This is a genomic window from Kribbella sandramycini (genome assembly GCF_013131805.1).
In the GTDB taxonomy this organism is placed as follows: domain Bacteria; phylum Actinomycetota; class Actinomycetes; order Propionibacteriales; family Kribbellaceae; genus Kribbella; species Kribbella sandramycini.
The window spans coordinates 495,285-510,104 of record NZ_JABJRC010000001.1; the positions used below are offsets into that span (position 1 = coordinate 495,285).

Consider the following 14,820-nt stretch of genomic DNA (forward strand, 5'->3'; position numbering starts at 1 on the left):
GGTCGGGTTTCTCCTTTTCTGCCGCTCGGGCAATCGCCGCACTACCGGCGAGTCTTGGGGTCGAAGGCGTCCCGGATGGCGTCACCCAGGAGGGCGAGCGCAAGCACCAGGATGGTGATCGCGATCACCGGCAGCCACAGGTACATCGGGTCGGCCTTGAACCAGTTGGTGGCGGTGGCGATCGTCTGGCCCCACGAGGGAACCGGCTCGATCAGACCGACACCGAGGAACGAGAGCCCGGCCTCAGCGGTGACGTACGCCGGCAAGGCCAGCGAGGCCGAGATGACGATCGGGGCGACCAGGTTGGGCAGCAGTTCCTTGAAGAGGATCCGCTGCGTGGACACTCCGATGGCCTTGGCGGCCAGGACGAACTCACGTTCGCGCAGCGAGAGCACCTCGCCGCGGATGACACGTGCCAGTCCGGCCCAGCCGAAGAACGAGAGCACGAAGATCAGCACGTAGAACCGGGTGCTCGCCTGCTCCTCGGGGCTGAGCGTGAACGCCCCGCCGCGCCAGGACTCGACGATCGGCACCATCGCGATCGCGAACAGCAGGTACGGCAGGCTCAGCACGAAGTCGATCACCCACGAGATGACCCGGTCGACCCAGCCGCCGAGGAAGCCCGCCAGCAGGCCCATCACGACCCCGACCGTCGTCCCGAACAGGGTCGCCACCGACGCGACGATCAGCGACGGGCGGGCGCCGTACACCCAGCGGGCGAACAGGTCGCGACCGGTGCGCGGCTCGACGCCGAACCAGTGGTCGGAGGTGAACCCGATGGTCGGGAATCCGAACTCGTCGACCAATTTCACGTTGAAGGTGGAGATGTCGCCACCCTCGAGTTTGGCCAGCAGGGGCGCGAACACCGCGACCAGAACGAAGAACAGCACGATGCACGCGCAGACGATCGCGACCTTGTCCTTACGGAGCCGATCGATCGCGATCCGGGTCGGAGACTTGCCGTGCGCGACACCACTCGCGCGGACCGGCTCGGCCGATGCCGGGTGCTCCTCGATCCCCACACTCGAGTCAGGGGCCCCAATGCTCATGCGCGCTCCAAATTCGCTTGACAGCCCGGATTCCTCCACGCCGCGCGCTAGCCTGCCCGACTGTCCGGCACCAAACCAGCCGTGTTCCCGACCAGTGCGCAAATCGTTACCGGAAGACGTACCAGACCCGAATTTTTACCCCATTTGCTCACTTTCCGCAGTCAAACCTACGCAAAATGCGTCGGCACAGCACCGACAGTGGCCAATTTGTGCCACAAAAATAACAGAATGTAACAATCGGCCCTTTTCCGAGATCTTCCCGATTCCCCCGAAATCGCCCCTCCGAACACCCCTGGATCACCCCTCGCCGAGCAACCCCAGCTGCTGCCGAAGTTCGTGCGCGCCCTCGAGCGTCGCTCCCGGAATCGCCGCGGAAAGGGTCTGGTGCGCTTCCCCGACGCGCCCGGCGACGAAGAGCAGCCGGGCCCACCCGATGGCGACGCGCACCCGGCCGCCCGCGTTCGGGCGCCGGTCGAGAATCTCCTCGGCCCGGAGTAACACCTCGCCAGCTTCACTCAGGCGGCCGGTGATGACGAGCACCTGAGCCGCCATGGCTAGGACGTGCGCCAATCCCAGCTCGTCTCCCAGTCGTTCGACGATTTGCTGTGCTTCCCGCACATGCGTCTGCAACTCGGCTGTGTGCCGCACTCCCAGGTCCGGCTCTGCCAACAAGGCCTCGGCGAGCATGACCAGCCGGATGGCGCGGGTTCGGCTCTGTGTGTCGTCAACCCGGCAGATCGCCCGTGCCACCTTCTGGGCCTCGGCGATCCGGCCCAGACCGTACAAGGCGCCGTACTGCTGATCCAGAGCCCAGGACTGGTCAGCCGCGGGATCATGTTCGGCCAGCTCGTACATCTCATCGGCCACGGCGAGCATGCGCTCGTAGTCCGCGCGGGCGCCGGCTGCCCAGCAAACCTGGTTGAGTGCACCGAGCAGAAGCGGCACCGAGCCCGCACGGCGGGCGGAGTCGACAGCTCGCTCGGCCAGCTCGGCCAGCAGCTCCGGAGCAGCGTCGGCCTGGGCGAACACGCCGAACAACGAGCGATCCAGCTCCGCCTCCAGGCCGACGTCGGCGGTACCGGCGACGGCGTCCCGTGCGGTTTGCAGAACCGCGAGCCGGTCATCACGAGAGTCTCGGACCAGCAGATAGCCGCGGAAACGCACTGCCAGCATGCCGGCGCTCCGCGGCCAGGGGCCGGCCGCGCGTTCCACTGCGGCCCGGATCACCGACACCTCGCCGTCCAGCCAGTCGGCGCCGGCAGCGGCTGCGGCCTCGATGGCCGGCAAGGCCGGGCCGCCGCCAGGATCGACCTCGATCTGGCTGACCAGCGAATGGTCGATGGCAGCGTCGGCGATCGTGAGCAGGCGGAGGACCGTGTCGAGGTAACGACTCTCGTAAACGTCGCGGTCGGGCCGCTCGAGGTCGGCGTACAGCTCGGCAGTGCGGGCGCGGAGCAGGCCGTGCAGGCCGTAGCGGGGTGGAGCGACTCGGCGGAGCTGGATCAGGCCGAGGGCGGTGAGGGAGTCGAGGACGGCAGCTACTGACGTCTCGTCGGTGTCGAGGAGGGCGGCGGCCACCCACGGGCCGAACTCGTCGGCGGTGACGATGGCGAGGCGGGTGAAGAGGGCCTGGGCTTCGGGGGTGGCTAGGGCGAGGGTGAGGTCGAGGCTGGCTCGGACGGCTCGGTCGCCGGCGACGAGGTAGTCGAGGCGGCGGGATTCGTCGGCGAGGGATTGGACTACGTGGCTGACGGGTTCGCGGATGAGGGCCAGGCGGGCGCCGACGATGCGGAGGGCGAGGGGGAGGCCGGCGCAGTGGGGGACGACTTCGGTGAGGTGGGCTGCGGGGAGGCCGGAGAGGGCGCCGAGGAGTTGGGCGCTGGTGGTGTGGTCGAGGGGGTGGAGTTCGCGGTGGGTGGCGTCTTCGAGGCCTAGGAGGGGGGTTCGGGAGGTGGTGATGACGGCGCCGGCGGCGGGGAGGAGGGGGCGGAGCTGGCCGGCGTCTACGGCGTCGTCGAAGAGTAGGAGGGTGGATTTGTTGGCTAGGCGGCTGCGGAGGAGGGCGGAGCGCTCTTCGAGTGCGTCGGGTAGTTCTGAGCCGTCGACGCCCAGGGAGCGTAGGAGCTGACCTAGGACGGCGCGCGGGGGCAGGGCGTGCCCGTTGACGTCTTGCAGGCGTGCGAAGAGCTGACCGTCCGGGAAGGAGTCCGCCAGGAGGTGGCCGAGGCGGACGGCAGCTGCCGACTTGCCGGTGCCGGCGGCGCCGTACAGGCAGACGACGGTCGGTACGCCGGTGTGGCCGCCGCTCTTCAGTGTTGCGGACAGCTCGGTCAGTACGTCGTCCCGTCCGATCAGCAAGCTCACATCAGCGGGCAGCTCGCGGGGAACGGCCGCCTGGATGAGGAGGTCCAGCGACGGGTCTTGGCGCAGGATGGCGACCTGGAGGTCTCGCAGCTCGGTACCGGGCTCTACTCCGAGCTCCTCATCCAGATGACGCACTAGCTCCGTGTAGACGGCGAGTGCGTCGGTCTGGCGACCGGAGCGGTACAGCGCGAGCATCAGCGCGGCGGCGAACGACTCGCGAGTGGGCTCAGCAGCGGCCAGCTCGGCCAGGCGTGGGAGGAGGTCCTGGTGGTGGCCCAGAGCGAGCTCGGTGCTGATCTGCAGTTCTTCGGCGGCCCAGCGCTCTTCCTCAAGACCAGAGCAGAGGCGGCGGCGTACGTCGTCAGTGGTGACGTCGGCCAGAGCAGGCCCACGCCACAGCGACAGGGCATCGGTCGCGAGCTTGGTGCGCAGCCCCAGGTCCGATTCACCGCGCGCCTGGGTGATGAGGGTCCGAAACTGCTCGATGTCGGTGCTACCAGGCGCTGCCTGGACGGCGTACCCCTCGGGACCGCTGGTGAGGTCGGCATCGACGACAGCGCGCAGGCGGGAGATGTAGACCTGCAAGGCCCGGCGGGGATTGCTGGGCGACGCCTCGGGCCAGAGCAGCGCTATCAGCCGGTCTGCGGCGACTGGCTTGCCCGGCTCGAGCAGCAGTACTGCGAGCACCAGGCGTTCCTGCCGGCGTTTCAGCACCACCGGGTGTCCGGCCGACCAGATCTCGACCGGACCGAGCAGGCGGAATTCCATTGGCACATGGTAGGCGCCTGGTAACAGCCCCGGCCCAGGATCGAGCCGCACCCGCCCCTAGCGAAAGGGAGTGTGATGGCTCGAGCCTGGGATTGGGGCTGATGGTCAGCTCTCGCGGACGTTCACCGTGACGAACGGGGGTTTGACGACGTCGAAGGTTTCCTGGCGGCCGCGGATGTCGACGGTGACCTGGTCGCCTTCCTTGACGGTGGCGTCGAGGAGGGCGAGGGCGATGCCCTTCTTGAGGGTCGGCGAGAAGGTGCCGGAGGTGACCTCGCCGAGGGCGGTGTCACCGGACAGGACCGTCATGTGGGGGCGCGGGATGCCGCGGCCGGCGGCGAGCAGGCCGCGGAGGACGCGGGCCGGGCCGGCGGCCTTTTCGGCGCGGAGAGCCTCGTCACCCCAGAAGTGCTCTTTCTTCCAGCCGACGGCCCAGCCGGAGCGGGCCTGCACCGGGGTGATGTCCGGGGAGATGTCCTGGCCGTGCAGCGGGTAGCCCATCTCGGTGCGCAGGGTGTCCCGGGCGCCCAGGCCGGCGGGGACGAGGTTGTACTGCGCTCCGGCGTCGAGCAGGGCGTCGAAGACGGCGACCGCCGCGGCGTTCGGGACGACGAGCTCGTACCCGCGTTCGCCGGTGTAGCCGGTCCGGCAGACGACAACCGGCGTACCGGCGAAGTCGGCGACCGCGAAGGACATGTAGTCGTGGCCGGTCGGCAGACCGATGGCGGCGACCACCTCGTCGCTGTCGGTGCCCTGGACCGCCAGAATCGCGTAGTCGTCGTGGACGTTGGTCACCTCGACGCCTGCCGGCGCATCGGCCTGCAGCAGGCGGACGACCTCAGCGGTGTTCGCGGCGTTCGGAATGAGGAAGACATCGTCGTCGGCGTGCAGGTACGCGATCAGGTCGTCGACGACGCCGCCACGCTCGTTGCAGCACAGCGTGTACTGCGCCTGCCCCGGCGCGATCTTGCCCAGGTCGTTGGTCAGGGCGGCGTTCACGTACGCCGCCGCGCCCGGGCCCTTGACCGTCGCCTTGCCGAGGTGGCTGACGTCGAACACGCCGACCGACGTCCGGACGGCGGTGTGCTCCGCGACCACGCCGGAGTACTCCAGCGGCATCTCCCAGCCGCCGAACTCGGCGAACTTGGCGCCGAGCGCGACATGCCGCTCGTGCAACGGGGACTTCTTCAACTCAGGCGATCCGGTCATGGAGGGGAAACTACCGGACGCGTAGCATGCGAAGGCAGTATTCACGTACCGTCACGACCGGCTTTCCGTCCGCCGGTCAAGGAGGCCGAAGATTTTCGTGAGCACCATCACCCTCAGCAAGTCCGATGCGGCCGGTGTCAAGACCGACGCGGTCGTCATCGGCGTGGTCAAACTCGGCGGCGGCGTCACCCTGCCCGCCGGTACCGAGTCGCTGAACGCCGCCTACGGCGGAAAGCTGGTCGAGGTGCTGTCCGGCCTCGGCGCCACCGGCAAGGCGGGTGAGGTGACCAAGGTTCCCGGTCCGAAACCCGGCCGCTCGGCGACGCTGATCGCCGTCGGGCTCGGCAGTGCCCCCGACGGCACGCTGAAGACCGAAGACCTGCGCACCGCCGCCGGCACCGGCGTCCGCGCCGCCAAGTCCGGCCAGTCGGTCGCCTTCGCGCTGCCCACGCCGGACGCCGAGTGCGTGCGCGCGGTGGCCGAGGGCGCGCTGCTCGGCCGGTACGCGTTCACGGCGTACAAGTCGGAGAGCTCCGCCGAGGAGCCGGGCGCGCTGATCGTGCTGACCGACCTCGCGCGGAACAAGGACGCCAAACTCGCGCTCGAGCGCGCCGAGGTGACCGCCGACGCGATCCGCCTGGTCCGCGACTGGGTGAACACCCCGCCGTCCGACCTGCACCCGGTCGAGTTCGCCGCGCACGCGGTCAAACTCGGCAAGGAGCACGGCGTGAAGGTCGAGGTGCTCGACGAGAAGGCCCTGGTCAAGGGCGGGTACGGCGGCATCCTTGGTGTCGGCCAGGGCTCGACCAACCCGCCGCGGCTGGTCCGGCTCAGCTACACGCCGAAGAAGCCGGTGACGCACCTGTCGTTCGTCGGCAAGGGCATCACGTTCGACTCCGGCGGCCTCTCGCTGAAGACGGCCAGCGGCATGATCAGCATGAAGTCCGACATGGCCGGCGCGGCCGCCGTGATCGCGGCGACGCTGGCGATCGCGCGGCTCGGGCTGCCGGTCCAGGTGACGACGTACGCGGCGATGGCCGAGAACATGCCGTCCGGCTCGGCCGCGCGCCCGTCCGACGTCCTGACCATGTACGGCGGCAAGACCGTCGAGGTGCTGAACACCGACGCCGAGGGCCGGCTGGTGCTCGGCGACGCGCTGGTCCGCGCCTCCGAGGACCAGCCGGATCTGATCGTCGACGTGGCCACCCTGACCGGCGCCTGCGTCGTTGCCCTGGGCACCAAGGTGGCCGGCGCCTTCGGTAACACCGACACCGCCCGGGACCGGGTCGTGGACGCCGCCGTCGCGTCCGGCGAGGCGATGTGGCCGCTGCCGATCCCCGCCGAGATGCTCGACAAGCTGAAGTCGCACTCGAAGGTGGCCGACCTGGCCAACATCACCGGCGAGCCCTGGGGCGGCGCCCTCGCCGCGGCCGCGTTCCTCGGCGACTTTGTTGCCGACGGCATCGACTGGGTGCACCTCGACGTGGCCGGCCCGGCCTTCAACGACGGCGGCGCGGCCGGCTATACGCCGGCCGGCGGCACGGGGTACGGCGTCCGCACCCTGGTCGAGCTCGCCACCTCAGCGAGCTGAGTAGCGGATCTCCAGCATCAGGCAGCCGTTGACGGTCGTGTAGGGACCGTGCGGCATCCCCGGCGGCCGGCAGGCGTAGTCGCCGGGGTGGAAGGTCTGTTCGAGGGTGAGGTCGGTGAGCTCACCCTCGAACAGGTACACCTCTTCGACGTAGTCGTGCTGGATGACGTCGACGCCGGAAGTCGTGCCGGCCGGCCAGCGGGCCAGTCTGGTCAGTGTGCCGTCGGCGTTGTCGATGCTCAGCACGCGTTGCTCGATGCCCTCGACCACCTCCCAGGCGATGTCACCTGTGGGGAAGAACTCGCGCTCCTCCTTCACGACCATGCTTCTGCGAGCTGCTCGACGCTGTAGACGATGCGGCTCGTCACACCGCGCGGATCGGACATCTCAACCCGCCACGCGTCAGCAAACTGGTCGACCCCGGCAATCATCGGTATCGTGCCGCTGAGCAGGACCGTGCCGGGCACCAGCCGGTCACCCAGCTCCTTGATCCAGTACGACGGGGGCAACAGCTGAGCGAGCGTTCCGTCCTGGATCAGCTGCTCGGTGTCGCCGTGCCGGACCCAGGCCTTCAGCGTGAACTGGTCCAGCTCACCCTCGATCTCCTTGAGGGGCCACGCCACATCACCCAGCACGTCCGGTGCGGACTGTTTGCTCCAGGCGACGCCGTGTACCTCCAGCGCGCGGTCGGTGTGGTCGCAGGCGACGGTCAGCAGGAGGTCCTCGGGCGAGTCGCCGACGACCAGTGCCCACTCCGCCTCACCGGAGGTTTTGCCGTGCGCGACCTGGACAACCTCCGGCCGGCCCACCAGAGACGCCGACAGCGGGTACAGGGTCGGGATGCGGGTCGGCGCGGGGACTCCCAGCTCGGCCAACTCATCGACGTGGTGCTGGACCTGGGCGGTGTCGCGACCGGCGTATCCAGCGTTCAGGGCGTAGCGGACGGTGATTTCCCGCTCACCGCCGGTGGGTAGGGCGAAGCGCAGCATCTGAGGATCCTCCGATTTTCTGCTCCGAGAGCTTGCGTGAACACGTCGTATACAACGAGTATGGAGCAATCCCCCAAGGAGGTCCACCTCGATGTCCAGCCCCAGCACCGACACCACGGAACGCCGTGGCCTCTACAAGGCGTTCGCCGCGAGCCTGTCCGGCACGTCGCTGGAGTGGTACGACTTCGCCGTCTACAGCTCCGCGGCCGCGCTGGTCTTCGGCGACCTGTTCTTCCCCGGCAGCGAGCCGCTGACCGGCACCCTGCAGGCCTTCGGGACGTACGCGGTCGGCTACATCGCCCGGCCGCTCGGCGGCATCTTCTTCGGCCGGCTCGGGGATGTGATCGGCCGCAAGCGCGTCCTGGTCGCCACCCTGTTGCTGATCGGCGTAGCCACCTTCTTCATCGGTCTGCTGCCGACACATGCGCAGGCCGGCGCACTGGCTCCGACGCTGCTCGTGGTGCTGCGGTTCGCGCAGGGCGTTGGCGTGGGCGGCGAGTGGGGTGGCGCGGTTCTGCTGAGCAGTGAGTTCAGCCAGGCTGGGCAGCGCGGGTTCTGGGCGTCTGCTGCGCAGGTCGGTCCACCCTTGGGCACTTTGATGGCGAACGGCGTGCTGGCATTGCTGGCCGGGCTGCTCACCGAGGATCAGTTCCTCAGCTGGGGTTGGCGGATCGCCTTCCTGCTGTCGGCTGTGCTGGTTGCGTTCGGTCTGCTCATCCGGTCCAAGCTGGAAGAGACGCCGGTGTTCAAGGAGCTGGAGGCCCGTGGGGACCGGCCGACCGCTCCGGTGACCGAGGTGCTGCGGACACAGCGCCGTCCGTTGCTCGCCGCCATCCTGGCGCGGGTCGGGCCGGATGTGCTCTACGCGATGTTCGCCGTGTTCGTGCTGACCTACGCGACCAACGAGCTCGATATGAGTCGCGGCCAGGCGGTCACCGCCGTGCTGATCGGCTCTGCCGGTCAGGTCGCGTTGATCCCGTTCTCCGGCTATCTGTCCGACCGGTACGGTCGGCGGTTGATCTACGGCATCGGCGCGGTCGGCGGCGCGATTTGGAGTGTGGCGTTCTTCGCCATCGCCTCCTCGCTCGGCACTCTGGTGCTCGGCGTGGTGATCGGGCTGGTGTTCCACTCGCTGATGTACGGACCGCAGGCGGCGTTCGTGTCGGAGCAGTTCACCGCGCGGCTGCGCTACACCGGCAGCTCACTGGCCTACACGTTCGCCGGGGTGATCGGCGGCGCGCTGGCGCCGCTGGCCTTCACGTACTTCCTGGCGAAGGCCGGGACCGGCTACGTGATCGCGCTGTACATCGTGGTCGCCTGCCTGGTCACTCTGGTCGGACTGCGACTCGGCCGGGCTGTTGTGGACGACGAGGAGCTGGCACTCAACCGTGCATGAGAATGCCGCCGGTGGTCTGGAGGTGGCCGAGGATCGCTTTCTCGGCCGCCTCGGAGCTCCCGGTGGCCAAACCGTCGACAATGGCCTGATGCTCGGTCAGCACATCCTGCCGCCGAGTCTCGCTGCGCTGCAGCGCGACGATGCCGAGCAGGACATGCTTGGCGCGCAGGTTGTCGTAGAGCCGGCCGAGTACGGCGTTGCCGGCGGCGGCGACCAGGAGCGCGTGGAACTGGCTGTCCAGCTCGATGAACTCCTTGGCGTCGCCCCGGTCGACGATCGCGCGCTGCTGCTCCAGCACGGCGGCCATCGCGGCGACCGGCGCGTTACCGGCGGCCAGCGACGTCGTGGCGGCCCACGTCTCGATCACCCCGCGCGCCTGCATCATCTCGGCGATCTCGCGGCCCGGCACCGGCGCGACGAAGGCGCCGCGGTGCGGGACGAGCTGCACCAGGTCCTCGGCGGCGAGCATCAGCAGCGCCTCGCGGACCGGCGTCCGCGAGATGCCGACCTCGGTGGCGACCGCCTGCTCGTTGATGAACGTTCCCGACACGGCCGGGTCGCTCAGGACGGTCCCGCGCAGGTACTGATAGGCACGGTCCCGGCCGGAATCCCCACTCAATTGCATACTCAATGTATACAGGCTTGGAGGTCCTCATGACAGTGTTGCGCGTGGCTGCGGCCCAGCTCACGACCGGCGCCGATCCGGTGCCGAACCTGGCCGCCGCGGCGGACGCCGTCCGCCGGGCAGCCGACGGCGGCGCCGAGCTGATTGCGCTGCCCGAGGCGACGCTGGCCGCATTCGGGACCGATCTGAGGAGCATCGCCGAGCCGCTCGACGGGCCGTTCGCGACCGGACTGCGCAAGGTCGCGGCCGAGCTCGGGGTGGTCGTCGTCGCCGGGCTGTTCGAGCCGGCCGCGGACGGCCGCGTCCACAACACGCTGCTCGCGACCGGGCCCGGCGTCGAGGCGGCGTACCGGAAGATCCATCTGTACGACGCCTTCGGGTCGCGTGAGTCCGACACGGTTGCCCCGGGCAACGAGCTGGTCAGCTTCGGGTACCGGGACGTCACGATCGGGCTGGCGACCTGTTACGACCTGCGGTTCGCCGACCAGTTCACCGCACTCGGGCGGCTCGGGGCCGAGCTGATCGTCGTCCCGGCGTCCTGGGGCGCGGGGCCGGGCAAGGAGGAGCAGTGGGATCTGCTCACCCGGGCGCGGGCCGCGGACGCGCAGGCATGGCTGCTCGCCTGCGACCAGGCCTATACGCCGCCGCAGGGCACCGACCCGTTGGGGATCGGGCGGAGCAGCCTGACCACTCCCCTGGGCCACACCGCGGCTCGGCTCGATCACACCGCGGGCATCCTGCACGCGACGGTCGACACCGAGGTGGTCGCGCCGATCCGGGCGCGGGTGCCCATCCTTTGAGCTGAGCAGGGCGCTTAGATCAGGCCCTGCTTCTTCATCCGGGCGTTGTACTCGCGCATCCGCGGCGGGTAGCCGACCACGGCGGCGTCGTACGACGGGATGCCGAGTTTGTTGGCGAAGTTGTGCGCCCACTGGACCGAGGGCACCCGCCGCCTCGTCCACTCGCCGTCGATGGCGACCAGAAGCAGCGTGTACTCCGTCACCGCGGTCCGTGGCTCGACGAAACCTTCGACCCCCTGGCGGCTCAGGGCGAACTCCCGCAGGTGCGCCTGGTCGGGGCTGTCCGACTTGCGCATCGTTCCGGCCTTCTGCCGGCGACCGAACCACTTCATGGACCAAGTGTCGCGCATCACGGCAAGTCACCGCAGAAAGCCCCGGTAACGGTTTGCGGCGGCCGTGCGAAGATGACGCCGGGCCCCGCGCCGCGATCCGGAGCCGGCCCGCCGACCACACGCCCACGGAGGAACCTGTGACGAACCCGGCAGACAGCGGTACGACGTACGACCTGGTGATTCTCGGCGGCGGCAGCGGCGGTTACGCCGCGGGCCTGCGCGCGGCGACCCTCGGGCAATCGGTCGTCCTGATCGAGAAGGACAAGGTCGGCGGCACCTGCCTGCACCGCGGCTGTATCCCCACCAAGGCGCTGCTGCACGCCGCCGAGGTGGCCGACTCGGCCCGCGACGGCGAGCAGTTCGGCGTCCGGACGACGCTCGAGGGCGTCGACATGGGCGGTGTGAACAAGTACAAGGACGGCGTCGTCGATCGCCTGTTCAAGGGCCTGCAGGGCCAGCTGAAGGCGCGCGGCATCACGGTGGTCGAGGGCGAGGGGCGGCTCACCTCCGCGACCACGGTCCAGGTCGGGGAGACGACGTACACCGGGCGGAACGTCATTCTGGCCACCGGCTCGTACTCGCGGTCGCTGCCCGGGCTCGAGATCGACGGTCAGCACGTGATCGCCAGCGAGCACGCCCTGACGCTGGACCGGGTGCCGGAGTCCGCGGTCGTGCTCGGCGGCGGCGTGATCGGCGTCGAGTTCGCCTCCGCGTGGACGTCGTTCGGCACCAAGGTGACCATCGTCGAGGCGCTGCCGCGGCTCGTCCCGGCCGAGGACGCCGACTGCTCCAAGACCCTGGAGCGCGCCTTCCGCAAGCGCAAGATCGGCTTCAAGACCGGCACGCGGTTCGAGTCGGTCAAGGTCGTCGAGAACGGCGTCCAGGTGACCGTCGCGGGCGGCGAGGTGATCGAGGCCGAGGTGCTGCTGGTCGCGGTCGGCCGCGGGCCGAACACCGCCGGCCTGGGCTACGAGCAGGTCGGCGTCGCGCTCGACCGCGGTTTCGTCACCGTCGACGCCACCCTGCAGACCAGCGTGCCGGGCGTGTACGCCGTCGGCGACATCGTGCCCGGGCTGCAACTCGCGCACCGCGGCTTCCAGCAGGGCATCTTCGTCGCCGAGCACCTGGCCGGCCTGGCGCCGACCCCGATCGACGAGGCCGGCATCCCGCGGGTGACGTACTCCGAGCCGGAGGTCGCCTCGGTCGGGCTGACCGAGGAGCAGGCCCGGGAGAAGCACGGCGACGTCGAGATCCTCAACTACAACCTCGGCGGTAACGGCAAGAGCCAGATCCTGAAGACCGCCGGGTTCGTGAAGCTCGTCCGGGCCCGCGACGGCGCCGTCGTCGGTCTGCACATGGTCGGCTCGCGCGTCGGCGAGCTGATCGGCGAGGCCCAGCTGATCTACAACTGGGAGGCCTACCCGGCCGACGTCGCCCCGCTCGTCCACGCCCACCCCACCCAGAACGAGGCCCTCGGCGAAGCGCACCTGGCGCTGGCCGGCAAGCCTCTGCACTTCCATGACTGACCACGCCTGAAACCACCCGGGGCCGCTGGTACTCCGGAGTAGGTTGGAGACGCGGGCCGCCGAGTTCACCGGACTCGGACGACCCGCGTCCGGCCCGCGCCGAGCGCACCGTAGGCTGGCACCCGACCGATCAGACGAAGGAGCAACGACCGTCATGCCGACCTCTGTATCCCTGCCGGCCCTCGGGGAGAGCGTCACCGAAGGAACCGTCACCCGCTGGCTCAAGCAGGTCGGCGACACGGTTGCCGTCGACGAGCCCCTGCTGGAGGTCTCGACCGACAAGGTCGACACCGAGATCCCGTCGCCCGTCGCGGGCACCCTCCTGGAGATCAAGGCCGCCGAGGACGAGACCGTCGAGGTCGGCGCCGAACTCGCCGTCATCGGCGACGCCGGCGAATCCTCCGGCTCCGCCCCCGCGGCCCCCGCCGAGCAGCCCGCCGCCGAGCAGGCCGCCCCGGCCCAGCAGGCCCCCGCCGAGCAGGCCGCCGAGGCCCCCGCTCCGGCCGCGCAGGCCCCCGCCGCCGAGGCGCCCGCCGCTCCGGCTGCCCCCGCCGAGCAGGCCCCCGCTCCTTCTCCGGCCGCTGACAACTCGGCCCAGGCAGAGTCTCCGGCCGCCGCGGGTAACGCGAGCCCGGCGTCCGGCACCTCGGTCACCCTCCCCGCGCTCGGCGAGAGCGTCACCGAAGGAACCGTCACCCGCTGGCTCAAGCAGGTCGGCGACGACGTGGCCGTCGACGAGCCCCTCCTCGAGGTCTCCACCGACAAGGTCGACACCGAGATCCCGTCCCCGGTCGCCGGCAAGCTCCTCGAGATCAAGGTCGCCGAGGACGAGACCGTCGAGGTCGGCGCCGAACTCGCCATCGTCGGCTCCGGCTCCCCCGCCGCCGCACCGGCCCAGGAAGCCCCGGCCGCTCCGGCGCAAGAGACCCCGGCTCCGGCCGCCGCACCGGCTCCCGCGGCCCCGGCCGCCCCCGCACCGGCCCCCGCTGCCCAGGCTCCGGCCGCAGCCCCTGCCCCGCAGGCTGCTCCCCCGGCCCAGGCCCCCGCGGCCGCGCCGGCCCCGCAGGCCGCTCCGCCCGCACAGGCTCCGGCCCCGCAGGCGGCCCCGGCGGCATCCGCTCCGGCCGCGCCCGCGCCGTCCGCGAACGGCGACGGCCCGAACTACGTCACCCCGCTGGTCCGCAAGCTCGCGGCCGAGCACCAGGTCGACCTGGCGTCCGTGCAGGGCACCGGCGTCGGCGGCCGCATCCGTAAGCAGGACGTGATCGCCGCGGCCGAGGCCGCCAAGGCCGCACCGGCCCCGCAGGCCCCGGCCGCCGCCGCTCCCGCGAAGGCGGCGACGATCAGCCCGCTGCGCGGCACGACCGAGAAGATGAGCCGGATCCGCAAGGCGATCGCGGCCCACATGGTCAACAGCCTGAAGGTCTCGGCCCAGCTGACCACGGTCGTCGAGGTCGACGTCACCGAGATCGCCAAGCTGCGCAACGCCAAGAAGGCCGAGTTCGAGGCGCGCGAAGGCGTGAAGCTCTCGTTCCTGCCGTTCTTCGCGCTGGCCGCGGTCGACGCGCTCAAGCAGTACCCGAAGCTCAACGCCTCGATCGACGAGGAGAAGGGCGAGATCACCTACCACGCCGCCGAGCACCTGGGTATCGCGGTGGATGTCGAGCGCGGCCTGATGGTCCCGGTCGTGCACAACGCCGGCGACTTGAACATCGCCGGGCTGGCGAAGAAGATCGCCGACCTCGCCGACCGCACCCGCAACAACAAGGTGCTGCCGGACGAGATGGCGGGCGGCACGTTCACGATCACGAACACCGGCAGCCGCGGCGCGCTGTTCGACACCCCGATCCTGAACCAGCCGCAGGTCGGCATGCTCGGCACCGGCGCGGTCGTCAAGCGCCCGGTCGTCATCACGCACCCGCAGCTCGGCGAGACCATCGCCATCCGCCAGATGGTGTACCTGGCCCTCACCTACGACCACCGCCTGGTCGACGGCGCCGACGCGGCCCGCTACCTGACGGCGGTCAAGCAGCGCCTCGAAGAGGCTCAGTTCGACGTCTGATCCCGCTGACCCGAGCGCCTGACCGGCGCCCGGCAGCACCCGCACGACAGCGCGACCCGGCGCCGGCTCCGTCCCGACGGACCGGCGCCGGTACCGTTTCCGGCCCGGT

Annotated in this window: 12 protein-coding genes; 5 read left to right on the forward strand and 7 right to left on the reverse strand. The window is 70.2% G+C overall.

Translation table 11 applies throughout. The features are described from left to right. Nucleotides 1-41 precede the first annotated feature (41 nt). From HPO96_RS02120 to gcvT, 3 genes are all read right to left on the reverse strand, one after another. Nucleotides 42-1,049, reverse strand: coding sequence for an ABC transporter permease (locus HPO96_RS02120; protein ID WP_171670519.1), 1,008 nt, complete (start codon nt 1,047-1,049; stop codon nt 42-44). A gap of 297 nt (nt 1,050-1,346) precedes the next feature. Continuing rightward, a complete protein-coding gene (locus HPO96_RS38890; RefSeq protein WP_171670521.1) occupies nt 1,347-4,181 on the reverse strand; it encodes an AfsR/SARP family transcriptional regulator in 2,835 nt (944 codons plus the stop codon). 105 nt (nt 4,182-4,286) lie between these two features. Next, nucleotides 4,287-5,390, reverse strand: coding sequence for a glycine cleavage system aminomethyltransferase GcvT (gcvT, locus tag HPO96_RS02130; protein ID WP_171670522.1), 1,104 nt, complete (start codon nt 5,388-5,390; stop codon nt 4,287-4,289). A gap of 97 nt (nt 5,391-5,487) precedes the next feature. Between gcvT and HPO96_RS02135 the strand changes: the two genes are divergently transcribed. Continuing rightward, nucleotides 5,488-6,981 carry a leucyl aminopeptidase gene (locus HPO96_RS02135; RefSeq protein WP_171670524.1) on the forward strand — a complete coding sequence of 498 codons (1,494 nt, stop codon included), beginning with the start codon at nt 5,488-5,490 and terminating at the stop codon, nt 6,979-6,981. Here HPO96_RS02135 and HPO96_RS02140 read toward each other — a convergent pair. Together HPO96_RS02140 and HPO96_RS02145 are read right to left on the reverse strand one after the other, a co-directional pair. Then, nucleotides 6,970-7,305 carry a cupin domain-containing protein gene (locus HPO96_RS02140; RefSeq protein WP_171670526.1) on the reverse strand — a complete coding sequence of 112 codons (336 nt, stop codon included), beginning with the start codon at nt 7,303-7,305 and terminating at the stop codon, nt 6,970-6,972. The two genes, HPO96_RS02135 and HPO96_RS02140, sit on opposite strands and share 12 nt — an antisense overlap. After that, the gene (locus HPO96_RS02145; protein WP_171670527.1) at nt 7,296-7,970 is read right to left on the reverse strand and encodes a DUF2848 domain-containing protein; all 675 of its coding nucleotides are present in this window, start codon (nt 7,968-7,970) and stop codon (nt 7,296-7,298) included. Before HPO96_RS02145 ends, HPO96_RS02140 begins: the two co-directional genes overlap by 10 nt. A gap of 91 nt (nt 7,971-8,061) precedes the next feature. On the opposite strand from HPO96_RS02145, the gene HPO96_RS02150 reads away from it, so the two are divergent. Beyond that, nucleotides 8,062-9,366, forward strand: a complete 1,305-nt coding sequence (locus HPO96_RS02150) for an MFS transporter (RefSeq protein ID WP_171670529.1) — start codon at nt 8,062-8,064, stop codon at nt 9,364-9,366. Here the strand turns inward: HPO96_RS02150 and HPO96_RS02155 are convergent. Continuing rightward, entirely contained in the window at nt 9,353-9,991 is a 639-nt protein-coding gene (locus HPO96_RS02155) for a GntR family transcriptional regulator (protein WP_171670531.1), read from the reverse strand. The genes HPO96_RS02150 and HPO96_RS02155 overlap by 14 nt on opposite strands. 29 nt (nt 9,992-10,020) lie before the next feature. Here HPO96_RS02155 and HPO96_RS02160 point away from each other — a divergent pair, with 29 nt between their 5' ends. Next, the gene (locus HPO96_RS02160) at nt 10,021-10,791 is read left to right on the forward strand and encodes a nitrilase-related carbon-nitrogen hydrolase (protein WP_171670532.1); all 771 of its coding nucleotides are present in this window, start codon (nt 10,021-10,023) and stop codon (nt 10,789-10,791) included. Nucleotides 10,792-10,805: 14 nt separating this feature from the next. Here HPO96_RS02160 and HPO96_RS02165 read toward each other — a convergent pair whose 3' ends face one another. Next, nucleotides 10,806-11,123, reverse strand: coding sequence for a hypothetical protein (locus tag HPO96_RS02165; protein ID WP_171670534.1), 318 nt, complete (start codon nt 11,121-11,123; stop codon nt 10,806-10,808). A gap of 137 nt (nt 11,124-11,260) precedes the next feature. On the opposite strand from HPO96_RS02165, the gene lpdA reads away from it, so the two are divergent. Then, nucleotides 11,261-12,649 (forward strand): dihydrolipoyl dehydrogenase, encoded by a 1,389-nt coding sequence (gene lpdA, locus HPO96_RS02170; RefSeq protein ID WP_171670536.1) that lies wholly within the window; start codon nt 11,261-11,263, stop codon nt 12,647-12,649. 154 nt (nt 12,650-12,803) lie between these two features. Then, a complete protein-coding gene (sucB, locus tag HPO96_RS02175) occupies nt 12,804-14,711 on the forward strand; it encodes a 2-oxoglutarate dehydrogenase, E2 component, dihydrolipoamide succinyltransferase (RefSeq protein WP_171670537.1) in 1,908 nt (635 codons plus the stop codon). Nucleotides 14,712-14,820: the final 109 nt, after the last annotated feature.

Bases quoted from the DNA above. Each gene is read 5' to 3' on its own strand.
- HPO96_RS02140 (WP_171670526.1), bottom strand. From the start codon at position 7,305: ATGGTCGTGAAGGAGGAGCGCGAGTTCTTCCCCACAGGTGACATCGCC.
- HPO96_RS02160 (WP_171670532.1), top strand. From the start codon at position 10,021: ATGACAGTGTTGCGCGTGGCTGCGGCCCAGCTCACGACCGGCGCCGAT.
- sucB (WP_171670537.1), top strand. From the start codon at position 12,804: ATGCCGACCTCTGTATCCCTGCCGGCCCTCGGGGAGAGCGTCACCGAA.
- gcvT (WP_171670522.1), bottom strand. From the start codon at position 5,390: ATGACCGGATCGCCTGAGTTGAAGAAGTCCCCGTTGCACGAGCGGCAT.
- HPO96_RS02150 (WP_171670529.1), top strand. From the start codon at position 8,062: ATGTCCAGCCCCAGCACCGACACCACGGAACGCCGTGGCCTCTACAAG.
- HPO96_RS02145 (WP_171670527.1), bottom strand. From the start codon at position 7,970: ATGCTGCGCTTCGCCCTACCCACCGGCGGTGAGCGGGAAATCACCGTC.
- HPO96_RS38890 (WP_171670521.1), bottom strand. From the start codon at position 4,181: ATGGAATTCCGCCTGCTCGGTCCGGTCGAGATCTGGTCGGCCGGACAC.
- HPO96_RS02165 (WP_171670534.1), bottom strand. From the start codon at position 11,123: ATGAAGTGGTTCGGTCGCCGGCAGAAGGCCGGAACGATGCGCAAGTCG.
- HPO96_RS02155 (WP_171670531.1), bottom strand. From the start codon at position 9,991: ATGCAATTGAGTGGGGATTCCGGCCGGGACCGTGCCTATCAGTACCTG.
- HPO96_RS02120 (WP_171670519.1), bottom strand. From the start codon at position 1,049: ATGAGCATTGGGGCCCCTGACTCGAGTGTGGGGATCGAGGAGCACCCG.